This is a genomic window from Vibrio sp. ArtGut-C1, from assembly GCF_002105475.1.
GTDB lineage: Bacteria > Pseudomonadota > Gammaproteobacteria > Enterobacterales > Vibrionaceae > Vibrio > Vibrio diabolicus.
In genome coordinates this window covers 34,870-61,423 of record NZ_NCTH01000014.1, presented here as the reverse complement: position 1 = coordinate 61,423, position 26,554 = coordinate 34,870, and the positions used below count along the sequence as shown (strand labels likewise).

General features: G+C 43.2%; 19 protein-coding genes and 4 tRNA genes. 10 read left to right on the top strand and 13 right to left on the bottom strand.

All coding sequences use genetic code 11. From position 1 onward, the window contains the following. Window positions 1-8: 8 nt before the first annotated feature. Window positions 9-1,340, top strand: coding sequence for an anaerobic C4-dicarboxylate transporter (locus B7360_RS13800; protein WP_005394592.1), 1,332 nt, complete (start codon window positions 9-11; stop codon window positions 1,338-1,340). A gap of 88 nt (window positions 1,341-1,428) precedes the next feature. On the opposite strand, the gene B7360_RS13795 is transcribed toward B7360_RS13800, so the two are convergent. Further along, window positions 1,429-1,917 (bottom strand): NYN domain-containing protein, encoded by a 489-nt coding sequence (locus B7360_RS13795; protein ID WP_005394594.1) that lies wholly within the window; start codon window positions 1,915-1,917, stop codon window positions 1,429-1,431. Between the two features lie 117 nt (window positions 1,918-2,034). Between B7360_RS13795 and B7360_RS13790 the strand changes: the two genes are divergently transcribed. Continuing rightward, window positions 2,035-2,475, top strand: coding sequence for a DUF4174 domain-containing protein (locus tag B7360_RS13790; RefSeq protein WP_085343769.1), 441 nt, complete (start codon window positions 2,035-2,037; stop codon window positions 2,473-2,475). Window positions 2,476-2,488: 13 nt separating this feature from the next. Here the strand turns inward: B7360_RS13790 and cobA are convergent, their stop codons facing one another. The 4 genes from cobA to nirB form a co-directional block, all read right to left on the bottom strand. After that, window positions 2,489-3,247 (bottom strand): uroporphyrinogen-III C-methyltransferase, encoded by a 759-nt coding sequence (gene cobA, locus B7360_RS13785; RefSeq protein ID WP_085343768.1) that lies wholly within the window; start codon window positions 3,245-3,247, stop codon window positions 2,489-2,491. A 173-nt stretch (window positions 3,248-3,420) separates the two neighbouring features. After that, window positions 3,421-4,272 (bottom strand): formate/nitrite transporter family protein, encoded by an 852-nt coding sequence (locus tag B7360_RS13780; protein ID WP_085343767.1) that lies wholly within the window; start codon window positions 4,270-4,272, stop codon window positions 3,421-3,423. A gap of 196 nt (window positions 4,273-4,468) precedes the next feature. After that, complete coding sequence (gene nirD / locus B7360_RS13775) at window positions 4,469-4,792, bottom strand: nitrite reductase small subunit NirD (RefSeq protein WP_050933088.1); 324 nt, start codon at window positions 4,790-4,792, stop codon at window positions 4,469-4,471. Window positions 4,793-4,805: 13 nt separating this feature from the next. Next, on the bottom strand, window positions 4,806-7,370 hold the full coding sequence (nirB, locus tag B7360_RS13770) for a nitrite reductase large subunit NirB (protein WP_085343766.1): 2,565 nt from the start codon (window positions 7,368-7,370) through the stop codon (window positions 4,806-4,808). 528 nt (window positions 7,371-7,898) lie between these two features. Here nirB and rnk point away from each other — a divergent pair. From rnk to B7360_RS13750, 3 genes are all read left to right on the top strand, one after another. Then, window positions 7,899-8,306: a nucleoside diphosphate kinase regulator gene (gene rnk / locus B7360_RS13765; RefSeq protein ID WP_005394604.1), complete on the top strand. Its 408-nt coding sequence runs from the start codon at window positions 7,899-7,901 to the stop codon at window positions 8,304-8,306. 238 nt (window positions 8,307-8,544) lie between these two features. Continuing rightward, entirely contained in the window at window positions 8,545-9,498 is a 954-nt protein-coding gene (locus B7360_RS13755; protein ID WP_085343800.1) for a sensor domain-containing diguanylate cyclase, read from the top strand. A gap of 479 nt (window positions 9,499-9,977) precedes the next feature. Beyond that, window positions 9,978-11,762, top strand: a complete 1,785-nt coding sequence (locus B7360_RS13750) for an Ig-like domain-containing protein (RefSeq protein ID WP_085343765.1) — start codon at window positions 9,978-9,980, stop codon at window positions 11,760-11,762. 63 nt (window positions 11,763-11,825) lie between these two features. Here B7360_RS13750 and B7360_RS13745 read toward each other — a convergent pair whose 3' ends face one another. Continuing rightward, a complete protein-coding gene (locus tag B7360_RS13745; RefSeq protein WP_012842220.1) occupies window positions 11,826-13,421 on the bottom strand; it encodes a hypothetical protein in 1,596 nt (531 codons plus the stop codon). Between the two features lie 679 nt (window positions 13,422-14,100). Between B7360_RS13745 and B7360_RS13740 the strand changes: the two genes are divergently transcribed. Then, complete coding sequence (locus B7360_RS13740) at window positions 14,101-15,387, top strand: hypothetical protein (RefSeq protein ID WP_041853064.1); 1,287 nt, start codon at window positions 14,101-14,103, stop codon at window positions 15,385-15,387. A 71-nt stretch (window positions 15,388-15,458) separates the two neighbouring features. Here B7360_RS13740 and B7360_RS13735 read toward each other — a convergent pair whose 3' ends face one another. The 3 genes from B7360_RS13735 to B7360_RS13725 all read right to left on the bottom strand — a co-directional run bounded on the left by B7360_RS13735 (window position 15,459) and on the right by B7360_RS13725 (window position 18,322). Then, window positions 15,459-17,141 (bottom strand): Ig-like domain-containing protein, encoded by a 1,683-nt coding sequence (locus B7360_RS13735; RefSeq protein WP_085343764.1) that lies wholly within the window; start codon window positions 17,139-17,141, stop codon window positions 15,459-15,461. A 983-nt stretch (window positions 17,142-18,124) separates the two neighbouring features. Then, a tRNA-Cys gene (locus tag B7360_RS13730) sits at window positions 18,125-18,198 on the bottom strand. 37 nt (window positions 18,199-18,235) lie between these two features. After that, window positions 18,236-18,322: transfer RNA gene (locus tag B7360_RS13725), tRNA-Leu, on the bottom strand. A 301-nt stretch (window positions 18,323-18,623) separates the two neighbouring features. Between B7360_RS13725 and B7360_RS13715 the strand changes: the two genes are divergently transcribed. Both B7360_RS13715 and B7360_RS13710 read left to right on the top strand, forming a co-directional pair. Further along, window positions 18,624-19,553, top strand: a complete 930-nt coding sequence (locus tag B7360_RS13715) for a CHAD domain-containing protein (RefSeq protein WP_085343762.1) — start codon at window positions 18,624-18,626, stop codon at window positions 19,551-19,553. 68 nt (window positions 19,554-19,621) lie between these two features. Next, a complete protein-coding gene (locus B7360_RS13710; protein ID WP_053808369.1) occupies window positions 19,622-20,410 on the top strand; it encodes a lipase in 789 nt (262 codons plus the stop codon). 74 nt (window positions 20,411-20,484) lie between these two features. On the opposite strand, the gene B7360_RS13705 is transcribed toward B7360_RS13710, so the two are convergent. The 4 genes from B7360_RS13705 to B7360_RS13690 all read right to left on the bottom strand — a co-directional run bounded on the left by B7360_RS13705 (window position 20,485) and on the right by B7360_RS13690 (window position 22,899). Further along, window positions 20,485-20,739, bottom strand: coding sequence for a hypothetical protein (locus B7360_RS13705; protein ID WP_012842214.1), 255 nt, complete (start codon window positions 20,737-20,739; stop codon window positions 20,485-20,487). A 130-nt stretch (window positions 20,740-20,869) separates the two neighbouring features. After that, window positions 20,870-22,393, bottom strand: coding sequence for an alpha-amylase (amyS, locus tag B7360_RS13700; RefSeq protein ID WP_085343761.1), 1,524 nt, complete (start codon window positions 22,391-22,393; stop codon window positions 20,870-20,872). Window positions 22,394-22,701: 308 nt separating this feature from the next. Next, a tRNA-Cys gene (locus tag B7360_RS13695) sits at window positions 22,702-22,775 on the bottom strand. A gap of 37 nt (window positions 22,776-22,812) precedes the next feature. Beyond that, a tRNA-Leu gene (locus tag B7360_RS13690) sits at window positions 22,813-22,899 on the bottom strand. A gap of 552 nt (window positions 22,900-23,451) precedes the next feature. Here B7360_RS13690 and B7360_RS13685 point away from each other — a divergent pair. Both B7360_RS13685 and alr read left to right on the top strand, forming a co-directional pair. After that, window positions 23,452-25,083, top strand: coding sequence for a methyl-accepting chemotaxis protein (locus B7360_RS13685; protein WP_012842212.1), 1,632 nt, complete (start codon window positions 23,452-23,454; stop codon window positions 25,081-25,083). Between the two features lie 187 nt (window positions 25,084-25,270). Beyond that, complete coding sequence (gene alr / locus B7360_RS13680) at window positions 25,271-26,500, top strand: alanine racemase (protein WP_085343760.1); 1,230 nt, start codon at window positions 25,271-25,273, stop codon at window positions 26,498-26,500. Window positions 26,501-26,554: the final 54 nt, after the last annotated feature.

Genomic DNA, 26,554 nt, shown 5'->3' with positions numbered 1-26,554 from the left:
AAATCCACATGTTGTATCTTGAGTTTCTATTTTTGCTCGTGATGCTGTATATCGGCTCACGTTATGGTGGTATAGGCCTTGGGGTCGTATCTGGTATTGGTTTGGTGATTGAAGTCTTCATCTTTAAGATGCCGCCAACCTCCCCTCCTGTCACCGTTATGTTGATAATCTTGGCAGTGGTAACATGTGCATCCATTCTTGAAGCGGCTGGTGGTTTGAAATACATGCTGCAAGTTGCCGAACGTGTGCTTCGTAAAAACCCAAAACGCGTCACCCTGATCGCTCCTTTTGTTACTTACTTTATGACCTTCTTGCTCGGTACAGGTCACGCGGTTTACTCCATCATGCCAATCATTGGAGACGTTGCACTGAAAAACGGCATTCGTCCAGAACGTCCAATGGCAGCCGCTTCCGTCGCTTCACAAATCGCGATTACGGCCTCTCCAATTTCAGCGGCAGTGGTTTACTACTTGGCACAGCTGTCCGATATTCAACACGAGATCACTCTGCTTTCTATTCTGCTCGTTACTGTACCTGCAACGCTATTCGGTACGTTGCTGATGTCACTTTACAGCCTAAAACGCGGTAAAGAACTGGAAGACGATGAAGAATACCAAGAGCGTTTAAAAGATCCGGTGTGGCGTGAAAAGATCCTCAACACCACTGCAACGTCTCTTGATGAAGTGCTACCAACAAGTGCTCGTAACTCTGTGTTGCTGTTCATCGCTTCTATCTTGGTTATCGTCGTTATCGCGATGTGGCCGGACATTCGTACCATAGTGGATGGCGCGAAACCAATCAGCATGGCCGTTGTGATTCAAATGATGATGCTCTGCTTCGGCGGTATCATTTTGCTTGCAACCAAAACTGACCCACGTGACGTACCAAACGGCGTAGTATTCAAATCAGGTATGGTGGCTGCCATTGCGATCTTCGGTATCGCCTGGATGTCAGATACTTACTTCCAATACGCAATGCCTCAGTTCAAATCTGGCATCGTTGAGATGGTAACCAACTACCCTTGGACGTTCGCGCTTGCGTTGTTCATTGTGTCGGTTGTAGTGAATTCTCAAGCAGCGACTGCACGTATGATGTTGCCTGTCGGTCTTGGCTTGGGTCTAGATCCTGCACTGCTTATCGGCCTAATGCCTGCGGTATACGGTTACTTCTTTATTCCGAACTACCCTTCAGACATCGCGACAGTGAACTTCGATACGTCAGGTACCACTAAGATTGGTAAGTGGTACTTCAACCATTCATTTATGTCGGTAGGTTTGATTGGTGTGATTGGTGCCTGCTGTCTGGGCTACTTGTTAGGACAAATGATCATTCCTTCATAATTAGCCAAATCAACAATAAATTAGAGGCGAGTCATTGTACGTTAGCGTACAGCCTGAATGACTCGCCTTTTCTTTGTCACGCTAGTGATTACAGTAAGAAGTCATCATCAATCGCGACAAAGTTATCGGCACAATCAATCAGAGTTTGGGATGTTAGCTTAGGCACACCATAAACAGTCACCGTTTTATTGAAGCGCTGCTGAATTCGTTCCACCAGAAGACTAAAGTCCCCATCTCCAGAAACGAGAATCACTTCCTCAACTTCAGGGGCAATTTCAATCGCATCAAGAGTAATACCGACATCCCAGTCGCCTTTCGAGCTGCCGTCACGACGCTGAATATAGGGTTTAAGCATTACCTCGAACCCAACACCGCGTAAAATGTGATGAAACTGACGCTGTTTTGGATCGTTACTCGCGATGGCATAAGCACGAGCACTCACCACCTCTTTCCCTTGCGTCGCAACATACCAAAACTGGTTGTAATCAAAATTACTGCGATACGCTTCGCGACAGGTGTAATACACATTCTGTACATCAACCAAAATGGCGATCTTTTGTTTTCTTTCTGAATTCATCTTTTCTACGCTTGATTTATTTGCTGCCTACCCTAAGTCAGTTTTGGTAAAAGCACAATGAGCCAATTCCACTAAACTTAACGTATAAACGGTATTTGGGTTTCTAGGGGAACTGTCATGGGTGGAAAGTTACTAGTGATACTACTTTCTTGTATCTTGTCATCGACAGCATTCGGTTATCCAGCACATTCAAAGTACTGGCCGCATCGGAGTGTGCTTTACTTCGCTCCAGAAAACGATGAATACGTTAAACAGTTCTTACTAGAAACACTCATGAATGAGTGCGAGTTGGAAGACAGAGATGTGGTCACATTAGTCATTACAGAACAAGGTTATACGTCTCCAGCTTGGCTCAAAGAAGAGTTTGATTTGAAAATGCTTGCCAAGCTGTATGAAATTGAAAAAGGCTCACATACCGCAATTTTACTTGGTAAAGATGGTCAAGAGAAATACCGATGGGGCGCAAAAACGGATTGGCCATTTATCAACAACTTGATTGATCAAATGCCAATGCGTAAGCAAGAAATGCAGAGACGTCATAGCCCCTGCAAAATCTAACCATTAGATGAACTTATTTTCTAAACCAGTCTAGTTTGTTGTGCAACTGAGTCACGCTGCCAACGAGGATCAATGCTGGACTGATCGCCTTCTCAGCCATTTCAGAAAGTTCGTTCAGTTTTCCTTGGAACACGCGCTGCTCTGGACGCGTACCATTTTCAATAATGGCGCATGACATCTCTGGATCTAATCCATGAGTGATCAGCTTATCCATGATGTGACCGCTTTGCTTCAAACCCATGTAGAACACAAGTGTGTTGTTAGATTGCGCTAACGAATGCCACTCAATTTCGCGACCGTCTTTTTGCACGTGACCCGTAATAAATTGAACGCTTTGCGCGTGGTCGCGATGCGTTAATGGAATACCCGCGTAAGCTGTTGCACCCGCCGCAGCGGTGATCCCTGGCACCACTTCGTATTTGATGCCATATTCTGCAAGCTCTTCTAACTCTTCACCGCCGCGTCCAAAGATGAAAGAATCACCACCTTTTAGGCGCACAACGCGTTTACCTTCTTGTGCTTTTTCCACCAAAATTTGATTGATCTGGTCTTGTGGTACGCAGTGAAAATCGAGCTTTTTCCCGACATAAATCATCTCGGCGGATACGTGTGCTAACTCTAGAATCTCTTTAGATACCAATCGGTCATACACCACAACTTCAGCCGCTTGAATGGCTTTCAAACCTTTGACCGTCAGCAAGTCTGGATCGCCCGGACCTGCACCAACTAAAGAAACAAAGCCGCTGTTTAAAGATGAGTTCGCAGTAGTCATATCAACGCCTATCGGAAATTTGGATATAAAGAGTAACACTCACGTTATTAACTTAAGGTTTAAACTACCCCAAGGAGTTATTACTTTTTATAGCTAAATCAATACAATATCTATTGAAAGTTAAATGAGTTGAGTAGCCCTACCTTCCATAGGTAGGGCCAGAAAAAAGCAGTTTATTTTGCGATTGCAGGCTCTGCTTTTACTTCTTCTTCAACTACGTTGATAGAAGGCGCTGTTTTCGCATGAGTTAGGTACAGTGGCAGACAAGTCATTACAAGACCACCAACGATGTTACCTATGATGGTTGGGATAAGGTTGAAGTTCAACCAAGTCGCGATACCAAAATCCGCACCTAAGATCATACCCAGTGGGAATAGGAACATGTTTACTACTGTGTGCTCGAATACTAGCGCGAAGAAGATGAAGATTGGGAACCACATCATCGCTACACGACCAGATACTGAACGTGCCGTCATGTTGCCGATCACGCCTAGGCACACCATTAGGTTACAGAAGATAGCGCGAACAAAACACGTGATCCATCCGTCCATGCCCATGTTTTCGAAACCAAGGCTACGGGCAGTCGATACAGCGACAAACTTCTTCGCTACCGCGTTGAGCTCTAGAGAGAAGTTACCGGTTAGAGAGATAGCCACTAGGTAAGCCACTATTAGAGAACCAATCAGGTTACCCAAACCTACCAATCCCCAGCAACGGAAAATACGACCCCAAGTGATACCCGGGCGGTTTGCAAACTTAGCCAAAGGAGCAAGACCAAAAACACCTGTGACAAGGTCGTAACCCATCACACTGAGAATCACAAAGCCCACAGGGAAAACAAGCGCCCCCACAAGGCCAATGCCCGTTTGTACAATCGCGGTAATAGCAACCACCACTGCAAGAGACAGAATAACGCCTGCCATCGTGCCGCGAAGCAGAAGATCTCGAGTGCTGGTATTAATTTTCGCTTCACCCACGTTGATCATGGTTTGCACGAATTCAGCAGGTTTAAAGTCTGTAGACATGAATGTGTCCTTATTCAAAATTGAAAGTTAAAAAGTTAAAGATTGAATAGAGAAAGGCTTCCCGTTGACACCCACTGCTGTCGACATCATCTCGCTTCCCTGTTCCCCCAAGATGACGCTTGGAAAGCCTTTGTCTATTGAATCTAAGTACTCGGTGCATTCCCTCCCCTAAAGGAGGAGGGAATGCAAACCAAGCTTATGCAGAAATTTCTACTTCACCGTTGGTTACGCGCGTTTTGTACGCTTTCACGTTAAAACGCTCGTCTTCCATGCACGCACCTGTTGTCAGGTTAAAGCGTTGCTTTTTAAGTGGGCTTGCTACCCAAAGTTCGCCTTGGTGCTCACAAATCAAACCGCGAGAAAGCACGTTTGATTGGAAGAACGGGTCTGTGTTGCTGATCGCCAGCACTTCTTCTGCTTGTGTTGGGCGGAATACCGCAACTTGCTGACCATCAACCAGTGCACAAACGCCAGTGCCCGGTACGATGTCGCTGATTTGGCAAATCTTTTCAAATGACATAATCAACTTTCCCTTATGCTTCAGTGATAGCTACGTGTAGGATATCGCCTTTCGCTTCAGGGTGTTTTTCCGTGAAGGTTGCTGGGCGGTGCTGTTCGCGCTCTTGAACAAACACAACGTTGTCATCGCGCTTGTCAGAGTTGATGAAGTGTGCGAAACGAGTCAGTTGTGATTCGTCATTGATGGTCGCAGTCCACTCACACTCGTACTCATCTACAAGCTTCGCTACGTCTGCTTCTAGTTGAGCGTTAATGCCAAGTTTGTCTTCAACAATCACTTCGCGTAGGTAGTCAACGCCACCTTCCATGTTTTCCATCCAAACGGATGTGCGTTGTAATGGCGCAGCTGTGCGAATGTAGAACATCATGAAGCGATCGATGTACTTGATTAGCGTTTCTTTATCTAGGTCACTTGCTAGTAGGTCTGCGTGACGAGGTTTCATGCCGCCGTTACCACATACGTACATGTTCCACCCTGCGTCAGTCGCGATAATACCAAGGTCCTTACCTTGTGCTTCCGCACACTCACGAGTACAGCCAGAAACACCGAACTTCATCTTATGAGGTGTACGAATACCTTTGTAACGGTTCTCGATGTAAGAACCTAGACCAACAGAATCTTGAACGCCGTAACGACACCACGTTGAGCCAACACATGTCTTCGCCATACGAAGTGCTTTTGCGTACGCTTGACCTGTTTCGAAACCAGCGTCGATAAGTTTGCGCCAGATCTCTGGAAGATCGTCTTTTTGAGCACCGAACAGACCAATACGTTGAGCACCGGTTACTTTGGTGTATAGGTTGTATTCTGCAGCAACGTTCGCTAGTGCACCCAGTGCTTGAGGTGTAACTTCACCACCCGCCATACGTGGGATAACAGAGTAAGTACCGTCTTTTTGGATGTTACCGAGGAAGTTATCGTTCGTGTCGTGCAGCTTAACCAGTTGTGGCTTAAGAATGTGCTCACCCCAGCAAGAAGCCAAAATAGAACCAGCCAGTGGTTTACAAACTTCACAACCGTAACCTTTACCGTATTTCTCTAGAAGCTCATCAAACGTTTTGATCTCTTCAATGCGGATTAGGTGGAACAACTCTTGACGTGAGTATGCAAAGTGCTCACAAACGTCGTTCTTCACTTCAATACCAGATTTAGCAAGCTCGGCGTTGAGTACAGAAGTGACTAGAGGAATACAACCACCACAGCCTGTGCCAGCGCCAGTCACTGCTTTGATGTCGCCCAATGTATGGTGGCCATCAGCAACCGCTTGTGCGATCTTGCCTTTGGTTACATCGAAACATGAACAGATCACTGCGCTTTCTGGTAGAGCGTCGGCACCTAGTGCTGGTTTCTCAGCGCCTGCGTGTGCAGGAAGGATCAAGGCATCTGGGTGTTCTGGTAGGTCGATTTCGTTCAACATCAATTGAAGCAAATCGCCGTAGTCAGACGTATCACCCACGAGTACTGCACCTAGCAGCTTCTTGTTGTCTTCAGAAACGATAAGACGTTTGTAAACTTCTTGCTCTTCGTTCTGGTAAACGTAACTCTTACAGCCTTCAGTACGACCGTTCGCGTCACCGATTGAACCTACTTTTACACCAAGAAGTTTCAGCTTCGCAGACATATCAGCGCCTTCGAATTTGCTTTCTGTGTTACCTAGTAGGTGATCAACCGCAACGGTCGCCATCTTGTAACCCGGAGCAACAAGGCCGTAGAACATTTCATTCCAAGACGCACACTCACCAATCGCGTAGATGTTCTCATCAGAAGTCTGGCAGTGGTCGTTGATGGCAACACCGCCACGAGGGCCAAGTTCTAGCTCCATTTGGCGAGCCAGTTTGTCTTGTGGACGAATACCCGCAGAAAATACGATGAAGTCTGTCTCTAACTCAGTGCCGTCAGCGAAACGCATGACGTTACGAGCATTTTTACCTTCTGCTGCAATCTCTAGCGTGTTTTTGCTGGTATGAACGTTCACGCCCATACGCTCGATTTTTTGACGAAGTTGATTACCACCAGCAAGGTCAAGTTGCTCAGCCATTAGCTTTGGCGCGAACTCAACGACGTGTGTATCTACACCGAGTGCCTTTAGTGCGCCTGCCGCTTCAAGACCGAGTAGACCACCACCGATAACCACGCCTGATTTGCTGTTTTTCGCACACGCTTCAATCGCTTTCAGATCTTCGATCGTGCGGTAAACAAAACAGTCTTTGCTTTCATGACCTTTGATAGGCGGGACAAATGGGAATGAGCCTGTAGCAAGAATCAGCTTGTCGTATTGAACTTCACGGCCCGTGCTGGAGTAAACAATGCGGTTTTCACGGTTAATGTTAATCGCACGTTCACCGATCAACATGTTGATGCCGTGTTTCTCGTAGAAGCCTTCTTTCACTAAAGAAAGTTCATCTGCAGTGTGGTGAGAAAAGTAAGAGGAAAGGTGCACACGGTCGTATGCGACACGAGGTTCTTCACAGAAAACGGTAATCTCCATATTAGAGATATCAGCTTTCTCGACTAAGTCTTCAATATAACGGTGCCCTACCATACCGTTACCGATGACTACTAGCTTCAACTTGCTCATTATAATTCCTAAGGGTTAGGTTCTTATCACTGAGCTCATTGTTAATTGTGAAAGAAAATTAATACATGATGTAAATCAATTACAATTTCAAACTGCCCTAAAGGGGTAGATGAACGTTTTTATCTTGATATTGAAGAATAAAAGGTAATTTATTAACGGATGTTGGTAGTTTTTACAAAATGAGATAACCGCAGTCATGCTCACAAGGGCTATACAGTTTTGGCTTTTACAGAATGGCAATGATTGTCGAGTTAAACCACGCTAACGATAAACCCTGCTTTGTTTAAAAACAAAGCATTCGTTTTAACCTAGCCGTTTCAAGGCTATTAAAGGTGAACAACTGAAGTGACTGAAAGTTTTAGAAAAATCAAGTCTCACAACAAAAATCTTTTACTAGCTAAGTCGCACTATAAAGACTAGAATCTGATTTAGTTCATATGGAATAAAATCCATATGATTGATACCGTAATTGACATATAGAGTGCCGTCCCATGTTTGTGAGGCGGCCTTTTATTTGGGAGTCATAAAATGTCAGAAAACAATTCTATCTACATTTCAAGCTTAGATATGAACCGAATCACGGCTTTGTTGGATAAAATGCCAAACATCGCGGCGGAGCTTGTTGAGCTAGAAGCAGAGCTAGACCGTGCGACGGTTCTTGAGCCAGAACAAATGCCAGATAATGTGGTCACGATGAACTCAACTGTAGAGTTTAAATTTGCAGGTGAAGATAGAACCATGACAAAGACACTGGTTTACCCATCTGAGCTGAAAAGCAGTGATGATATTTCCATTTTTGCGCCCGTAGGCAGCGCACTGATCGGTTTGTCTGTTGGTCAAAAACTTGAATGGCCAATGCCAAATAATCAAGTGAAGACAATTGAAATTGTCGATATCACCTACCAGCCTGAGCGTTGTGGTGCACTAAACCGCTAACCCTCAGTAGTCCCGGTGCAAAGGCCTCATTTATGACTTTGCACCAGGAGAGCCCCTCGCTTATCCCCTATTTCCTTCTTTGTTTTTCCAAGCATTTACTTTGCTGCTCTTAAGTAACATCACCGATTCTTTATTATTTACCGCATATTCAATACTTATATCTCCAAGCTCAATCATAGAAATTGCAAAGTATTTTTCGTATATTGTCGCTCCGAAAACGACGTAAATTATGCGCAAAATGGAAGAATATCTAACTAAAATTGCCTGCTTAGAAAAAGAAAATGAAGAGCTGAAGCGGAAGAATGCGCGACTACAAGAAAAGTTGAATGCTGCACTCGACAGTAATGGACTGTGTTTGTGGGAGCAGCATATTCCTTCAGGTACTTTGACGATATTCAATATGCAGTGGGGCAAAATGCTAGGTTATCAGCCCCATGAGTTAACCGCGACGGTTGAAACGTGGAAAAACAATCTCCACCCTGAAGATTATGATCTTGCGGTGGGTGCATTTGAAGATCACCTAGCTGGCAAAACCGACCTTTATGAGGTAGTTCATCGCATGATTCATAAAGACGGCAGTGATAGTTGGGTCTACGATCGAGGGCGCATCGTCGAGTATGGTTCTGATGGCAAACCACTACGCATGATGGGCACTCATATCGATATTACAAAAGAAAAGCGATATGAGCAGCAACTGGCTAAGTTAGCTTCGAGTGATCCATTGACCGGACTGTTAAATAGAAAAGCAATTGAGGAAAACTTTAATCATCAACCTCAAACCAAGCCGTCTCAGCAGTCAGCCTTAGTGTTTGTTGATATAGATAATTTTAAAGCAGTTAACGACCAGCTAGGCCATCATACTGGTGATACTCTCCTCATTAATATCGCCAATAGCTTAACAGAGCTTGCGCCAAGCAAGTCTCAAGTCGGACGCATAGGAGGAGATGAGTTTGTCGTTTTAAGCTCTTATTCAAATCAAGAAGAAATATCTCAACTTTGTGATCGACTCTTAAGTTCCATCATTCCTGCGATAAATCAGGACTTAAATAAAGTAACGATTGGAATGAGCATCGGTGTTTGTCTATTTGATAAAGGAAAACAACAGTTTAATGAAGTTTATCAAAAAGCCGATCATGCAATGTATGAGATAAAGAAAAATGGCAAAAATGGCGTTGCCTATATCCAGATATAATAAGTCTCTTGTTTTTTGAAATTAATATTTCTTTAATTTGACAATTTTCTCTATGGGATTGATAGCGTCTTATTTTTAATAAGTAATTTATATAGGAAACAAAAGAAATAACAAACAATTAAGAGTGTTGCATACTACACGGTGTAATATTACTACTGTCTTTGTAACTACTTTTGTTGCATACAATATTATTTCTTATTATTTTTATAAAAACCACCAGTAAAAAGTAGTTAAACATTATAATTCATGAACTTATAAAAACCGAAATACATGGTTGAATTTTAACCACCCCTTCTGCTAATATCTCGCCTCGTGTTTAAAATTAATAAACACACACAAATATAAAACAAACTTTATAAAACATAATGCACACTTGATAATTACTGGTTCTATTTGGGTAGAGCTCGGTATTTATTTTATTTAAAACATTATGAATTTGTAATTTCATTTAATATCAAAATATTAAGTAGGTATATAAATTGAAGAAGGTCATCCTCCCTCAATTGGGCTTTGTTGCGTCAAATTTACGCTTGCTAGCTCTTGGCTTTGTAACCCTCGTGTCAGCATATTCTTTTTCATCAGAGGTTTATGCTGAGCAAGTGGCTAGTGGTGAACAAAAAACATTAGTTGTACTCGTCAATTTCCAAGAAAACCCTCAAGAGATCCCGATCTCTAAAGAAGACGCCCATCATGTTGTTTTTAATACCGTTAGCGACTTCTATTCGCAAATGTCCCAGGGGCAACTTTGGCTATCTGGTGATGTTGCTGGAACATTCACCTTACCGATATCAAACCAAATTTGCGATGATGATGCTGTAGCAGCGGAAGCCAACAAAATGGCTGAAACTGCGGGATATCAACTATCAAACTATGACCGTTTTATATACTTAACAACCAAAACTGGATGTGCATCAGAAGGCTCTGGTAGTCAAGGAGTAACTCCCTCTAGAGCGTCAATAAATGCGGTTTTCGAGCCTCGAGTTATCGCCCATGAATTAGGACATAATTTTGGATTGCATCACGCTTCCGCACTCGACTGTAAAGACGGTACGTTAGCTGGTGATTGCCGTGTCATAGAGTACGGTGATAGCTACGATACAATGGGTAACTACGATATGGGTTACTTTAGCGCCTTCCAATTGGAAAACTTAGGGTGGCAGACCTCCCCTGCTCAAATCATTTCTAGTGATGGTGTTTACTCTATTGATGCCTATGAAGACTTTGAAAGTACTTCATCAAAAGTTTTAAAAATCCCAAGAGGTACCGATCCAATTACAGGTCAGCGCCAATGGTTTTACGTTGAATATCGACAAGCTCTTGGCTACGACAGCTTTTTACGTGACCGTTCGTACATCGTATACCGCCAAGATGTGACAGAAGGTGTGGTTGTGCGCCTAGCGACAGACGGTGATCTTAAAAGTAGCCGCTTGCTACACATGAAGCCTGGCTCCACTTTCAAACAATTATTTGGGAGTAATGACTGGGAAGACCCTGCTCTTCCAATTGGTGGAACATTCACCGATCCAAAAACAGGCGTGTCGATTACTTTGGAAAGTGCTAATGGTCAAAACGCACAGGTCAGTGTCATATTTGGTGGTGAATCCGGGCAATGCGTTGCGACATCGCCTCTACTCTCTCTAACCCCACTATCAGGTTCTGATGCAAATGCTGGAGAAACGTTAGCGTATAATCTTAAAGTGACGAACCAGAACAATACAGAATGTGCAGACGCGACTTATACAACGGCTTTAAGCGTTCCTGACGGATGGAATTATGACGCAAGCGCGTTGACGGTTCCTTCCGGCATGAGTGCAGAAACGACGGTCATGGTTACGTCAAACAGCGATGCTCAGCCGAACTCTTACAGCATAACCGTTGACGTTATAGATGCTGAAAATGAACAATCAGCCAAAACCGAGCTATCTTACACAGTGTTGTCTGAGTCGACGTCACCACTTGAGGCGGTGAATGATAGCGTAACGATCAGTGATAAATCCGTCGTTCGCATCGAGCAGTTAAATAATGACTCGTTTGAACAATCGACCTCTCTTGCAATTACGGTCGCTAAGCCAAACAAAGGCAGCGCCCGTGTACTGAGCGATGGCTCCATTGAATACACACCTTCGAAGAAGTTTAAGAATAATGATTCATTTACTTATACGATCAGTGACGGTCAATCTTCTTCAACCGCGACGATTAGCATCACCTTACAATCGACTTCTGGTGGGAATGGTGGTGGAAACGGTAAAGGGAAACCGAACTAAATCACGCAATTCATACAAAAAAGCCTGGAGAATACTCCAGGCTTTTTATTCAAAAGACGTCAATTAGTTACTTGGTGCAGGACAAATATCACAGTCTGCAGAAGCTGTATTCGTCGCTTGAGTATTATCGATTTTCAAGAAACCAACCGCCGTCACAGTATCACGGAAAGATTGTGTTTCTGCATTGCTAAATGCCGTTGGGATATAACTACCAGTATAAGACTGACATTGATCCGAAGCGAGTTCGATATTATTCACTACTGTCACGTCATCAGAAGCATCCTCAGGCGTACCTGAGTCATCCACCACAGAAACATTCACTAAAGTAAGTCCAGGCGTTGTGTTACATACCATTCCCGAGAAGCTCACTTCTGCAATGATACCGTTTTCAGTAAGTTTGAAGCCGCTTTCACATGATTTCGTTACACTAATCATTGGAGACAAGCTCAATGACTCACATGGATCACTTGCGGTATCAGTAATGGTCGCTTGGCCACCCGGAGTCGCAGCTGCTGTGACTTTCACCGTATTAGTTAGACCATTGCTTGTACTTTCAAAACTGCCGCTGTATGAAGCACTGTCACCTGAAGCAATGGCACCTAAGCTATGTGTAGTACCTGCTTCTAAGTCCTCTACAACAACATCGTAGAGCGTACCGACACCATCATTAATCACGTCGCCGCTGTATGAGTAAACGTAACCATCTTCTGTTTCATTCACGACCGCTTGATTACATGTTTTGGTGATATCAACACTACACAACTCAAAGTCACCAACCACGAAGTCTTTCAACTGAGCGGTAATACTGCTTGATGCTCTTGTTTCGGCTGCAAATGAGCTAAAACAGGTGTCTGTTTGTAGAAGTTCAGTAAGGTTTACACCACCTTCAAAGAAGGTTTCTGGAGGGAAGACATTTTCGACACCACTTTTTGGCGTATACGCCCATGGTGCAGGTGAGTCAGTTGTATTGGTTGAAGCACACACATCTTGCGCGCCTGGTGAACACAGTGCATTTGTCTTAACTTTCAAACGTAAGTTTGTCGCAGCACACTGACCATCTTGTGGATTATTGTTATCAGCTTTCGCACAAGTTGTGTCCCATTCAAGAACCAAAATTTCTGGCCCCTCATTTGCCCCTTGCAAATAATTCACCTGAATCAAAAGGTCGCCAGCAATATGTTGACCAGTGAATGTACCGTCTGGGTTTGTACTGACTGAGTCTTGATAAAACCAAAAACCTAAGAAGGCATCACCGCTGTTACCAAAACGGTCTGCACCAAAGGTGAGTACAAGGTCATTATTAATGTTGTATGCCGCTGCATACGCATGAAGAATGTCCCCTTTATCAAGTACCGTACCAGTCTTCCAACCAAGTTCCGGTATGTCTTTGATGTCTTTATTACCACCAGTAAAGATTGTATCCGGTGTTGCCGTGTCATTCTCAAAGCTAAATACTAATGCTCCACCACTGTTTGGCGGCGTTGACCAGTCATCTGGGGCACCTACTCCAGAGTCATCTATCGCATTAGCATTTGCTTCTAACTCAAATACGCCATCTGTTGGTGTTGCAAATGCAGAGCTACCTATTAGCAAGCTTGTAAATATTGCATAAAGAAAGCTCTTCATCGTATGCCAGATACCTGACTTACAAGAATTCATAACCTACTCCTTAGAACGCTTCTAAAGCTAGACGAAGGTCCCTATGTCATTAATTGCCTTTTAAGAAAGAGTGAAAGCGAGATACAACTTTCGTTTCGAGCTCCTATAACGCATAGAGCATGCCACTACTTAAGGTTATGATTTTATTAAACTAAATATTTTCAACAGCGAAGAGAATGAACAGAGTGTTCAATTTTAAAGAAAGAGAAAGAAAACAAAAGAGACAAAAAACCTACGATAACAAAGATATATACGTGTTCTAGGATAATGTTACAGATTGACACTTTATTGTTTACACCTGTGACAGATGCGCAAAAGCGACAGTATTGAAACTGTCCACTATGAATATGAAATAGACGCTTACTCACCTACTCCCAATAATGTGAAGGTGATGTGTAACACCTGTTTGCATAGTGTTACATCCTTTACACATCTAATTGAATACTCATTTAACTAAAACATATTCAGTCGTTTAGCGAATAAGTTTTAGCTCAACCATTTATGAAAATATAAACAAACTGTTCACCCCTCTGTACAAAAATAAAAAATAACCAACAAATACAAAAGGTTAAATATGGAACACTCTATGCTAGTCAACTGGCGCAGTTTAACTCTGTGAGAAAACTATCACGTATGTGGGCTCAAGGACGTAGCGAGCCCACTTACACAAGGAGGTTTTATGAAAACCATATTTAACTCTTGGTGGGGCAATAAGAGTTACCGTTGTTCCACTTTATGTAGCCAGAACATACTTACAGCGATCAATATCAGCAGCATGTTTAAGCTGTTTACTTGGGTCATAGCGGTTAGCTTAGTGCTGAGCTCTCAAATTGTTTACGCATCCGCTGGCGACCCTTCAAGCCGAGGCGTGCAACCAATATTTGTTGAAGGGAATAACACCTGTCAACAATTACTTCCAGGGATCGATGGTTTGATAGAATACAAGCTTGAGCCAGTTACAGACGGCACTTTCGGTGATGGCATGCTTGAAGTGGTTATTGATCAGCAACCTGGGGCAAAAACCTTCAGTTGGGATCAAGGTGATAGCCCTGTGATTATGCAAGCTATCTTCGTAAAAGGTGGTCCTGACGGAAACCTATATAACTACTTTACAGATGGATTATTGTATCAAGATGATGCCTTACTACATGCACCTGTGGGTAACAATGGTAGATACTATGGCTTAAGTCATATTTCATTCTGTTACACACCAGGCGTACCAGACATTAAAATCACTAAAACTTGTACATTTGGTGATGTTGTCAATGGTAACACTTTGAAATACAACTATAAACTCACTGTAGAAAACACCGGTGACTTTGCATTGTATGATGTTGTGGCCACAGACACTACAGCCGTTGACAACGATATGGCTGCCGGTGACCATGTGTTCAATTTAGCGATGCTCGCCGTCGGACAAACGCAAGAGTTTAATGGTTCGTTTATTATTGACCAAAACGGTATCACTAACTACGCAGAAGTAAGCGCAGCACTTGAAACTGGTGGTGGTGTTGCGGTTTCTGACAACGCAGATTGGGAATGCCCAAGCCAAAACATCCCTGGTTCATTGTCTCTAGAGAAAGACTGTAGTGTCGTCGTCGTGAATCGATTTGAAGATACTGGTATTAATGAATACGGTCTTCAAGTCAATTACAGTGGTAGTGTATGTAATACCTCCAATGTCACCATTGACGGCATTGTCGTAATCGACAACAAAGACTCGAATCCAATCCAGGTTGGTATGCTTGCGCCTGCTGAGTGTTACGACTTTACTGGTAACTACGAGCCAATCCCAGGAGATGGTGAAGGCCTTCCATTACCGGGTGAAGAAGTCAGAGCGTTTACAGATACTGTGGATGCGAGTGGTGAAACTATCTTCGGTAATGTTGTCGTAGAAGCGATAACAGCGTCTGCAGAATGTACGCTATGTCCAACTTGTCCAGAGCCAGTTAGCTGCCCTGAATAAAGTCTCTTACAACTTAATAAAACAACGCCTGACGTTAACTCGCCAGGCGTTTTCTTTCGAACTATATCGTTCTATTTATTCTTACCTTTCCCATTGTTACCAGAGTTGCCAGAATCGCCACCAGATGAGGACTCTAACTTCACTGAGACCTGAGCGGTCGAGCTGCTTTGACCATCACCTATAGTATAGGTAAAGCTGTCGTTATTTTTGAATTTCTTCTCAGGTGTGTAACGCAGGGTGCCATCTGATAACAGCTCTAGTCGCCCCTTGCTTGGTCTAGTAAAAGAAACCACGCTTGCAGAGTTTTGCTCTCCAACAATATCGTTTGCCATCACATCGATAGTCACCGACTGTTTCGAAGACATAGTCACCTGATCATCAATAGCAACGAGCTCTGGTGATGGTGAGATTTCAGTGGTTACAGAGTAATTCACGGATGCTGCGGTTTGCAGACTTGAGTCCTCGCCGTGCGTCACGATCATCTTTAAAGCATAGTCTTTATCACTAGCGTCAACCGAAGATACGACTGATATCATTACTTGTCCGGTTTCACCTGCTGCTAGCGTGATTGCATTGCTGCTTGCTTTCCAACCAGTTGGCACTGACGCGTTTACAGAAAAACTGCTCGCTGAACAATCTGCACTATCTTTGTTGGTAATAGTAACCTGATATTGAACCTCATCGCCGGCTGCAACCGAGTTGTTTGTTGCAGCTTTCGCAGTCACTGATGGAGCATTTACAGTACAAGTCCCGATATTACCGTTGTCAGAGCCATCAAAGACAACGCTTACTTCGGCGATGCCGTTCGCAGCACTCACCAAACTCAATGTTACACCTGAGTCTGGGTCAGTATAGCTACCACCGACCGGCATAGATGGGTCAAACCAGTCATTTCGGCCAAAAACCGCACGATATTCAGAATCAGTTTTAAAGTGAAGCAAATTACTGCTGCGCCCATCGCCTTCTACAGCACTTCGAATGATGATGCCATCCGTAACGTCCCCACGATAGAACGAGTAAGAACGAGCATCTAAAAAGTCGTCAAACCCAATAGACTGGCGGTATTCAATGTAAAACCATTTTTTTGCACCTGTAGAAGGATCAGTACCACGAGGTACTTTTATCGTAACTGGCTGATCACTAGTCGTCTCGTAATTCGCGATGGAGTAAGTACCATTTTGAGTAACTTCCAGTGTCTTTGAGGCGTGCTCTCCCTCTAGCCATCCTAGTCGCTCGCGCTGGAAAGTATTCAAATAGCCGATGTCTGGACCACCCATTACATCATAGGTATCACCGTATTCACGCAACGTACAGTTGTCTGAAAGCGTATGCTCGCCACAATCAAGTGCACGAGAGTGATGCAAACCAAAGTTATGTCCAAGCTCATGAGCGATGTTCATCGGAGAAAAATCACCATTGATGTGCGCGCGTGAAGGCATGCCATCAATAGTTGCCGATCCAGCGACACCACATGCCGTTTTTGTCATCAAGTAAACAATACGGTCGTACTCTTCAAGCTTCACTCCCGCTGCGATGGCTTCTTGATCCGCTGCATCTTGAACAGCGGTAAAATCACAAACCTGATTAGACAACGGTAAATTAAACCAACCTACGACTTTCCCAGACAGCCACATTTGATCAAAAGAGCTTTCACGGTAGAAGTCATTTACTGTGCCAAAGATTAGATTATTTGCCTCTGACAAAGTTAATGGCTGCTCATTTGGGTTTTCTTTAAAGTTCAGCAGGATAACCAATGTATTTTGCTGTCCCGTCGTACTTCCTGCTGCACTGGCGTAATGGATGCTCTGTAAACAAGCGAATATTACTAATAAAAATGACAACCCTTTATTTAGGATTGTTCTATTTATTTTAATATTTTTTATCACTGCTTCACCTAATTTTAAATTAATAACTAGTTCACCTTCCCGCCAATATAAGCAGAAATGGTAGGGTAAAATAATATAAATTTTAGGCAATAAAATGCCCTAGCCTATAAAACCAAATATGTTCCTATATACATCAACATGGTTATAAAAAGATAACCACCAAAAATATAAGAGCCGGAATCATAGCAAAGCAACCGGTCAAAATTCAACCAGAGCGATAAGTAATTTAGGTTAAGTTTGTGTAATAATAAATTTGTCCATTTTTGTCAGTTACTTAAAATAACCTTATGATTGTTTTATATGAACAACCTTTGTATTCAACAATGACTTTAATAAATCACTTGCACTACAGACAATTTAAATCATTAAAAATCAAACAATTAGAAATTGAACTAAAACAACCTCAATTTCATCGCATAAAGTTATAACCTTTAAATTCATTAACTTAATAACGAGTCATTCGAATAATATACCTCAACAATTCTTGAGTAATATTACCCATCCTGAATTGTTAAATTTACGTTAAATTAAAGTGGTGGAAAATTTTTTGCTCACCTAGTTTTATACTCGATTACAAGACAGACTGAGCGATACAGTGCAATATCAACTAGAGACATATAGAGAAACAAGCAGGATATATGCGCAACTTTATTTTCAATATTGAACTAAAATCACATTGATAATATAACGCTATAGATAGCAATTCAGGAAAACCAGTTAAAGGGTGATTATCTGATAATTGAGGTTGGTATTTGTACAAAAATTAATTATTCAATAAAAAATTGTGTATTAGAATAGTTTGACAATACCAGATAGTAAAAAACCGGCACAAGGCCGGTTTTTAGAAATAGTGGAGGCGCCTCCCGGAGTCGAACCGAGGTCCACGGATTTGCAATCCGCTGCATAGCCACTCTGCCAAGGCGCCTTTCTGATTTTTATATCTCTGTTACCAAAGATTTTGATGGTGCCCCGGGCCGGACTTGAACCGGCACAGCGCGAACGCCGAGGGATTTTAAATCCCTTGTGTCTACCAATTCCACCACCAGGGCAACGCAATCATGCGATGGGTTAGACACCATCTGTCTCAGCGGCCTTTGCCGTGAGAACGAGGCGTACTTTAACGGATTAATTTATCTGGTCAACAAAAAATTAGTCTTTTTTATTCAAATGGTTAAAAAGCCAACTCAAACGAACAAAGGGCGATCATTTTGCTCACAAGAACATCAGCGTGTTTTACTCTCGTTTACTTTGCTTCATCACTTCATGTCAACGAGGAATCGACAAGTCGCACAAATTGGCAGTATGGGTATAAACTTAACTCGTACTGCAGGGGACAAATAAGCGCTCATCATGTTTCGAAAGTCATCATTTCAATTACCGCTACATACTGATTCCGAACTCGACTTCGTAGTGCCCCACTTCTTACTTACTGAATTTGATTATGCACGCTCTCTGGAACAGAGGATCGTCCAAGACTTGGATCCTGAATATACACACCAATATCGCGTCACACTGAGGCGCATACGCTCACTATGCTTGCTACTTCACGAACTGCTCCCTCCTTTTGAACTGCGTATTTTGAAACCTCATTTAAAAATAATGATGAAGAAAACAAATAAGCTGCGTGATTTGGACGTATTTATCTTGGACAAAAGCCAATACATTGAAATGCTCCCAAACCACAAATCCTCTCTTGAGCCGCTTTTTGGCTTTATAGAATCCGAACGTACTTACGAACAGGCAAAAGTTGCGCGTTGGCTAGCGACAAAAGAATACACAACGCATTGCACTTTGGTCAGGAATAGTCTGCTGCGAAGTACACAACACGAACGAGCGGATAACAACGTACCTGCGTTACTCTTCGCAAGCCAAAAAGTCTCCGAACAATTTAAAAAGGTCGACAAAGCACGGCGCAAGATCTCGGGCAAAAGTTGTGACAACGTGATTCACTCGATGAGGATAAAGTGCAAAGCGCTGCGTTATTTGTTAGAAGGGTTTTCCGCACTCTACCCTTCCCCACAGCACAAAAACAACGTGAAACAATTAAAACTATTGCAAGACAAGCTCGGTGACTTTAACGACACTTCAAGTCAAATTGAATTTTTCGCACAGCTCAAAGAGGCAGTAAACCTCAATAAACAAGATCGTAAGACCCTGAAAAAGCTGCTTAACGTGCTTAGTGAACATCACGATACTTCGCGCCAGACCATCTTAACGCACTTAGACCAATTTGAGGCTTTCATCCACGATACCAACACACAATGCCTCTACCAGCACTAACCTAGGTTCACGTATTTTTAATATTCATTAATTACAGTCAGTCGTTAGGCTCCATAAAGAAAGATAACGTGAAACCATTAAAACGATACCAATATGAGCGCTATGCCGTACTCTGTAATCTCGCCTATCCTCGCGTCTTCAGACAAACTCAATACGGATTCGATCCTAATGGGCAACGAGTCATTAGAAATGAACACGGTAAGATTATGATTCGTGTGCTCTGGAGTAAAAAACAGAGTGAAGTGGTCGTAGTGATTAAAGGCTCACACAGTATCAGTGATTGGTTGTTAAACTTCGCGATGTGGACGAGAAGCTGTCGAAGGTTGGGACTGAATTACCGCATTCACGCGGGTTTCTATCATCTTCTGTTTCAAGAAAGTTTACCGAGCCGAAATGAAGATCGGTTGGGGTTGACCGTGCTCGAGCGCCTCGAAGGTATCGTTGTACCGCTCATTCTTAGAGGAAAAAGAATCACCATTACTGGTCACTCTTCAGGTGGCGCGATTGGCAGTGTTTTTGCCGACTATATTGAGAAAAAATACCCAAAGAGCATTAAACGCGTCGTGACTTTCGGTCAGCCCGCGGTTGGAGATTGGACCTTCAAAAAACGCTACCGTTTGGGGCACAAAACTTACCGGATTTGTTGCGACATCGACATCGTGACATTCATGCCGCCAGTGCCTTTTCTCTATTGGCATGTAGGCAAAATGTTATGGTTGTATAACGGGAGAATATACGAGAATACGCCAACGTTCATTCGACTTGGACGTTCTCTATTTAGTTGGTTGATGCGACCATTCTCTTATCACTTTATGAGTAAATACATCCGCGATAAAGACTTCTTTGACGAACGCTGAGCTAAGTACCCTAAAACTATGATGTACAGGCACTAAAAAGCCGGACTCAGCCGGCTTTACGTTTTTGTGGTGAATTACAGAGAGGCAATTTCTTTTTCAAGTTGATATTTGCTATCTGTGACTATGCGCTCTAACACTTCAACGCGTCGCTTCAAGTCACCAATTTGCTTGTTAAGGTTATCTTGTTCTTCTTGGCTCATTGTATTACGTTCAGATATCTCCAAGGCTCTTACTTCTTTACGATGATTCAAGATTAACTTAATTATCCCGCCCCCAAATATGGCACCGAACACAATAGCCACAACCAATACATCAGCAATAGATTCCATTCTTCATCTTCCTCTAGATAATGCTCAAATATAAGTTACTCATTTGTTATATGAATATCAAATAACGTATTGATTCGCTGCAAAGTTTCATCAAAATTTGCCTGTTCTGTATCAAAATCACAAGAATGGATTACTCAACGCTAACCCAAACCGAGACAGATCCACCATTTACAGGGAACTCAGCCCACCCGTTCGCATCTGTCCAAACGTCCTCAGTTCGGATGCCCAACTTGTCGACATAGCGTGTACTTGGCTTGCCCGTATACATCCACTTCGAGCCACCTGGTCCATCGCTCATGATCACTGCCATTGAATGTGGATGTTCTGCATCGCCCTCGCGAGTCCAGCCAATTACATCCCAATGGTCAAGATAAGAATGTTGTTTGCCATACGCATAGTCTTTACGCAGTGTTACGAGCTCTTCGATGTAAGGCACTTTGACCATATTGATGTCATGCCCTTTATCACTGTACTGCGCGCCGTAGTAATCTGCATAAAACACAGATGGATAACCTTCTTCACGCAATAAGATAAACGCGTAAGCGAGCGGCTTAAACCACCAATCGACCGTCGACTCCAACGCCTGCAAAGGTTGAGTATCATGGTTTTCTACTAAGGTTACCGCTTTGACTGGATTGTCCTTCATCAGCGTACCATCCATGATTTGACGCATATCGTAGCTACCACCCGATTTAGACGCATTGTAGAAGTTCATATGTAACGGTGCGTCGAATAGAGACATGCTGCCAGAAGTTTTGGTGATAAAGTTATGCAGCTGATTCACATCGTAGTTCCAGTACTCTCCGACCGTGAATAGTTCTTTCCCTGTTTTCCAACGTAGGTGATCAATCCATTCTTGAAGATATTGATATTTGATGTGCTTCACCGCATCCATTCTAAAGCCATCAACACCAGTCATGTTGATGTACCACTCACCCCAATCTTTCAGTTCTTGTTTAACTTCAGGATGATCCATGTCCAAGTCAGCATACATAAGGTAGTCGTAATTCCCCTTTTCAGAACTGACTTCCCAATCCCATGCCTTACCTTCACCTTTGAATTTAAAAATGGCTTTTTCTTTACCTGCATCGTCCCAGTCCACGCCATCAAAATGGTACCAAGTCCAATGGAAGTTAGAGTACTTGTCGTTGCGTCCAGGGAAATCAAACTCCACCCACGCTTCAATCCATTTATCACCAAGTTCAATGTTGCGGTTGTTCCAATCTACCCGCTTAGTATCAACCCAAGATTTCCCATCCGCACCACCACGGTGGTTAAACACCACGTCACCATAAACCTGGATATTGTTATTGTGAGCGGCATTGATAGCACTAAGGTACTGATCTTTCGTGCCGTATTTGGTGCGCACTGATCCTTTTTGATCAAACTCCCCCAAGTCGTACATATCATAAACGCCGTAGCCGACATCATTACTGCCACCCGCTCCTTTGTATGCAGGTGGTAGCCAGAGCGCTGTGAATCCGTTTTCTGCTAGCGTTGGAGCGTTATTTTCCACTTGAGTCCACAGTGTGCCATCGTTAGGCACATACCAATGGAAATACTGCATCATTGTGCCATTCTCAGCAGCCAATGCAGATGAACTTAGCAGCAAGGTTAAAGGTAAAATAGTGCGTTTTAATTTAAATGTTTTCATTATTTTTCTCTCACGTTAAGGACTAAAATCCTCCTTTCTGCTCATACACACCAAGCATTGCCAACGGTCACGCTAGTCAAGTTGCTGCCTGTGATACAAAAAGTTCGGATTACAATCGAAGAGAAATTAGCACCAATCACCCTATACAATTATTGAGTTATTTAACATTTATAAAATCAATGACTAGTGCATTGAAAATATTGAATGGTGATCAAAACATGGGAGGAATTTAGAGAAGCGTGAACAAGTATAGAATGATGGATTTAAAACGAAGAAAGCCAGTCATTTAAGACTGGCTTTCGAAATAGTGGAGGCGCCTCCCGGAGTCGAACCGAGGTCCACGGATTTGCAATCCGCTGCATAGCCACTCTGCCAAGGCGCCTTTCTGATTTTTATATCTCTGTTACCAAAGATGTTGATGGTGCCCCGGGCCGGACTTGAACCGGCACAGCGCGAACGCCGAGGGATTTTAAATCCCTTGTGTCTACCAATTCCACCACCAGGGCAACGCAATCATGCGATGGGTTAGACACCATCTGTCTCAGCGACCTTTGCCGTGAGAACGAGGCGTACTTTAACGGATTAATTTATCTGGTCAACAATAAATTTTATCTTTTTGATTTAAGTGCTTAAAAAGCGATCCAGACGGTACAATTGGCATTCAATTAGGCCAAGAAACACTCGTTAGCTTTCATCAACTTTAAATCACACACATGTTGATGCCCGTAACTGCTTAGCTTGTAAACGCCTGACTAACGCGGATCGTAGTCACCACTCTCTTCAGCTCGGTAACATCTGTAACAATTGGAGTCCCTACTCTTGGCACTATTTCACACGAAATATCATATTTTGTTACCGATAACTTTGCATCGAATGTGGTCGTACCTTTATAAAATCATTGACATTTTTTATTTTCAAAAAAAGCTCAATTCATTATCGAAAATATCAATAAATAATGATAGCTTACACTCGTTGCAGTAATTTAATGGACATATATCACATATAAGGACGTGGTTTACTTTGGCGACACACCATAAGAAAAACAAGGTATATCACTAATGTCTATCAAGAATCTTTCTATAGCGAAAAAGATATCGCTATCGTTTTTACTCATTGCCATCGTCAACATTGCGTTTGGCGTATTTTTATCTACAGAGCTCAAAAGCATTAAATCTGAGCTTTTAAACTATACCGATGATACGCTTCCTGCTATGGAAAGAGTAGATTCGATCCGAGATCACTTGTCTCGCTGGCGCCGTGCTCAGTTTGCGACATACACTTATGAAGACGCAGACCAAATCAGAAACAAAATTGCCAGCAACATTCGCGAACGTGAAAAGATCAGCAAAGAGCTCGATTCTTACGGTGAAACGATTTGGCCTGGTGAAGAGCAACAAACTTACCAGCGCCTTATGCGTCAGTGGAAAAAGTACTTGGTCACTATGGATCAGTACAACGAAGCGATGCTAGCCAACGACAAAAGCAAGGCCCACCCTATTTTGGCGAACTCTTTACCTGCTTTCGAAGCGGTTGACTCTGAGCTCGGTGAACTGATCCGTCTACTTAAAAATGCTATGGACAGTAACAAAACTCATATTCTTTCTTCTGTAAATGGATTGAGTAACTCGTCAATTGCAAGCAACGTGATTATTCTGCTTATCATGGTAGGCATGACGTACGTGCTGACACGCCTTATTTGTGGCCCACTAAAACTTGTTGTCGAGCAAGCAAATGCCATCGCAACAGGTGACCTATCAAACGACATCGATCGTAAAGCCATCGGCAATGACGAGCTAGGTGAGCTGGCAGATGCGACCACTAAGATGCAAGATGACTTGCGCCAAGTTATCGACAACGTGATTGCTGCGGTCACACAGTTAAGCAGTGCAGTAGAAGAGATGAATCAAATCTCTGATATTTCTGCGTCTGGTATGAAAGATCAACAACTGCAAATCACGCACATTGCTACGGCAATGACAGAAATGAAAGCAGCAGTAGCCGATGTTGCACGTAATACTGAAGATTCAGCGAACCAAGCTAACGAAGCAAACCGTCGTACACAACACGGTGTTCGTGAAACGCAAGGCATGGTTGACGCGATTCATGAAGTTTCAAACGTAATTGGTGCTGCGGGCGATACTGTGGCAGAGCTTGAACAGCAATCAAATAAAATTAACGTTATTGTTGATGTTATCCGTGACATTGCCGATCAAACCAACCTACTTGCGCTTAATGCAGCCATTGAAGCTGCGCGTGCTGGTGAGTCTGGTCGCGGTTTTGCCGTGGTTGCGGACGAGGTTCGAACACTTGCAGGCCGTACGCAAGATTCAACCAGCGAAATTACGTCGATCATTGAACAGCTACAATCGCTTGCAAAAGACGCGAAATCTGCGACAGAACTTTCTAGAACCAGTATCTCAGAATGTGCAGAGCAAGGCATTCAATCAAAACAGCTGATGAGCGACATTGAACACTCGATTTCTGATATTTCAGACATGGGCACCCAAATCGCCACGGCTTGTAACCAGCAAGACTCTGTTGCAGAAGAGCTTAACCGCAGCATTGAAAACATACACTTGGCATCTCAAGAAGTATCACAGGGCTCAGAGCAAACCGCACAGGCTTGTCGTGAGCTAAGCCAGCTGTCAATTTCTCTTAAAGATGTAATGAGCCGCTTTAAACTGAGTTAAACTCAGTTGATATTGAATCAAACTCGATTTGCGCAAATTGAGTGCAATCACTGAGATATATTTAGGTATATTGAATCATGATCTTCAAAAACGCTCCAAAGCACTACTTGGAGCGTTTTACTTCGTCAGGTACTTTCCCCAAGTACTCAATAACATAACCAATACAAAAAACGCGTACGGAGACTTTATGCGCTTAAATAAAACCTTACTATCACTGACTATCGCTGCTGCAACCGTTGCTCCTGCGATGCAAGCTAATGCTGCCCCTCTTCAAATTAGCAACACTGTAGTAAAAGCAGAGCAAGTTCAAGGCGCTAACGCTTGGCTGGAAATAAACTTAGGTCAATTCCGCGATAATATTGAGCAGTTCAAGTCGCACATGGATGGCAAAACGAAAATCTGCGCCGTGATGAAAGCCGACGCATACGGTAATGGCATCGCAGGCCTGATGCCGACTATTATCGAACAACAAATTCCTTGCGTTGCCATTGCAAGTAACGCCGAAGCACAGACCGTGCGCGACAGTGGCTTTAAAGGTCAACTTATGCGTGTACGCTCGGCGGATATTGGCGAGATCGAAGCCGCAATCGACCTAAATATCGAAGAGCTGATTGGTACTGCAGAGCAAGCCAAAGCACTGTCTAAGCTAGCAGAGAAAGCGGATAAAGAAATCAAAGTTCACCTTGCTCTTAACGACGGTGGTATGGGACGAAATGGCGTTGATATGACAACAAAAGCGGGCAAGAAAGAAGCGCTAGAAATCGCTCAACAAGATGGCGTTAATATTGTTGGCATCATGACTCATTTCCCTAACTACAATGCAGACGAAGTTCGTCAAAAGTTATCTTCGTTCAAAGACAGCTCTGCATGGCTGATTAAAGAAGCGAGCCTAAAACGCGAAGATATTTTGCTGCACGTGGCCAACTCTTACACTGCACTTAATGTTCCTGAAGCACAGCTTGATATGGTTCGTCCTGGTGGCGTTTTATACGGTGATCTGCCAACCAACCCTGAGTACCCTTCTATCGTGTCTTTCAAAACACGCGTGGCATCCGTTCACCACCTGCCAAAAAATAGCACTGTCGGTTACGACAGCAGCTACAAAACGAGCAAAGAAAGTCTAATGGCGAACATTCCTGTTGGTTACTCTGATGGCTACCCACGAAAAATGGGCAATACGGCAGAAGTACTGATCAATGGCCAACGAGCAAAAGTTGCAGGTGTGGCTTCAATGAACACCACCATGGTTGATGTTACAGGTATCAAAGATGTTGAGCCTGGTTCTGAAGTTGTACTGTTTGGCTCTCAGCAAGGCAAAACGATTTCGGCAGCAGAAATGGAAAAACATGCAGAGGTCATCTTCCCAGAACTATACACGGTTTGGGGTACTGCGAACCCTCGTGTCTACGTAAAATAAACCCTTTCAGTTATTCGTAACAGAACGAAAAAGCGAGCCTCGTGCTCGCTTTCC

Excerpts from the sequence above, each read along its gene's own strand:
- B7360_RS13800 (WP_005394592.1), top strand. The coding sequence starts at position 9 with ATGTTGTATCTTGAGTTTCTATTTTTGCTCGTGATGCTGTATATCGGC.
- B7360_RS13795 (WP_005394594.1), bottom strand. The coding sequence starts at position 1,917 with ATGAATTCAGAAAGAAAACAAAAGATCGCCATTTTGGTTGATGTACAG.
- B7360_RS13790 (WP_085343769.1), top strand. The coding sequence starts at position 2,035 with ATGGGTGGAAAGTTACTAGTGATACTACTTTCTTGTATCTTGTCATCG.
- cobA (WP_085343768.1), bottom strand. The coding sequence starts at position 3,247 with ATGACTACTGCGAACTCATCTTTAAACAGCGGCTTTGTTTCTTTAGTT.
- B7360_RS13780 (WP_085343767.1), bottom strand. The coding sequence starts at position 4,272 with ATGTCTACAGACTTTAAACCTGCTGAATTCGTGCAAACCATGATCAAC.
- nirD (WP_050933088.1), bottom strand. The coding sequence starts at position 4,792 with ATGTCATTTGAAAAGATTTGCCAAATCAGCGACATCGTACCGGGCACT.
- nirB (WP_085343766.1), bottom strand. The coding sequence starts at position 7,370 with ATGAGCAAGTTGAAGCTAGTAGTCATCGGTAACGGTATGGTAGGGCAC.
- rnk (WP_005394604.1), top strand. The coding sequence starts at position 7,899 with ATGTCAGAAAACAATTCTATCTACATTTCAAGCTTAGATATGAACCGA.
- B7360_RS13755 (WP_085343800.1), top strand. The coding sequence starts at position 8,545 with ATGGAAGAATATCTAACTAAAATTGCCTGCTTAGAAAAAGAAAATGAA.
- B7360_RS13745 (WP_012842220.1), bottom strand. The coding sequence starts at position 13,421 with ATGAATTCTTGTAAGTCAGGTATCTGGCATACGATGAAGAGCTTTCTT.
- B7360_RS13740 (WP_041853064.1), top strand. The coding sequence starts at position 14,101 with ATGAAAACCATATTTAACTCTTGGTGGGGCAATAAGAGTTACCGTTGT.
- B7360_RS13715 (WP_085343762.1), top strand. The coding sequence starts at position 18,624 with ATGTTTCGAAAGTCATCATTTCAATTACCGCTACATACTGATTCCGAA.
- B7360_RS13705 (WP_012842214.1), bottom strand. The coding sequence starts at position 20,739 with ATGGAATCTATTGCTGATGTATTGGTTGTGGCTATTGTGTTCGGTGCC.
- amyS (WP_085343761.1), bottom strand. The coding sequence starts at position 22,393 with ATGAAAACATTTAAATTAAAACGCACTATTTTACCTTTAACCTTGCTG.
- B7360_RS13685 (WP_012842212.1), top strand. The coding sequence starts at position 23,452 with ATGTCTATCAAGAATCTTTCTATAGCGAAAAAGATATCGCTATCGTTT.
- alr (WP_085343760.1), top strand. The coding sequence starts at position 25,271 with ATGCGCTTAAATAAAACCTTACTATCACTGACTATCGCTGCTGCAACC.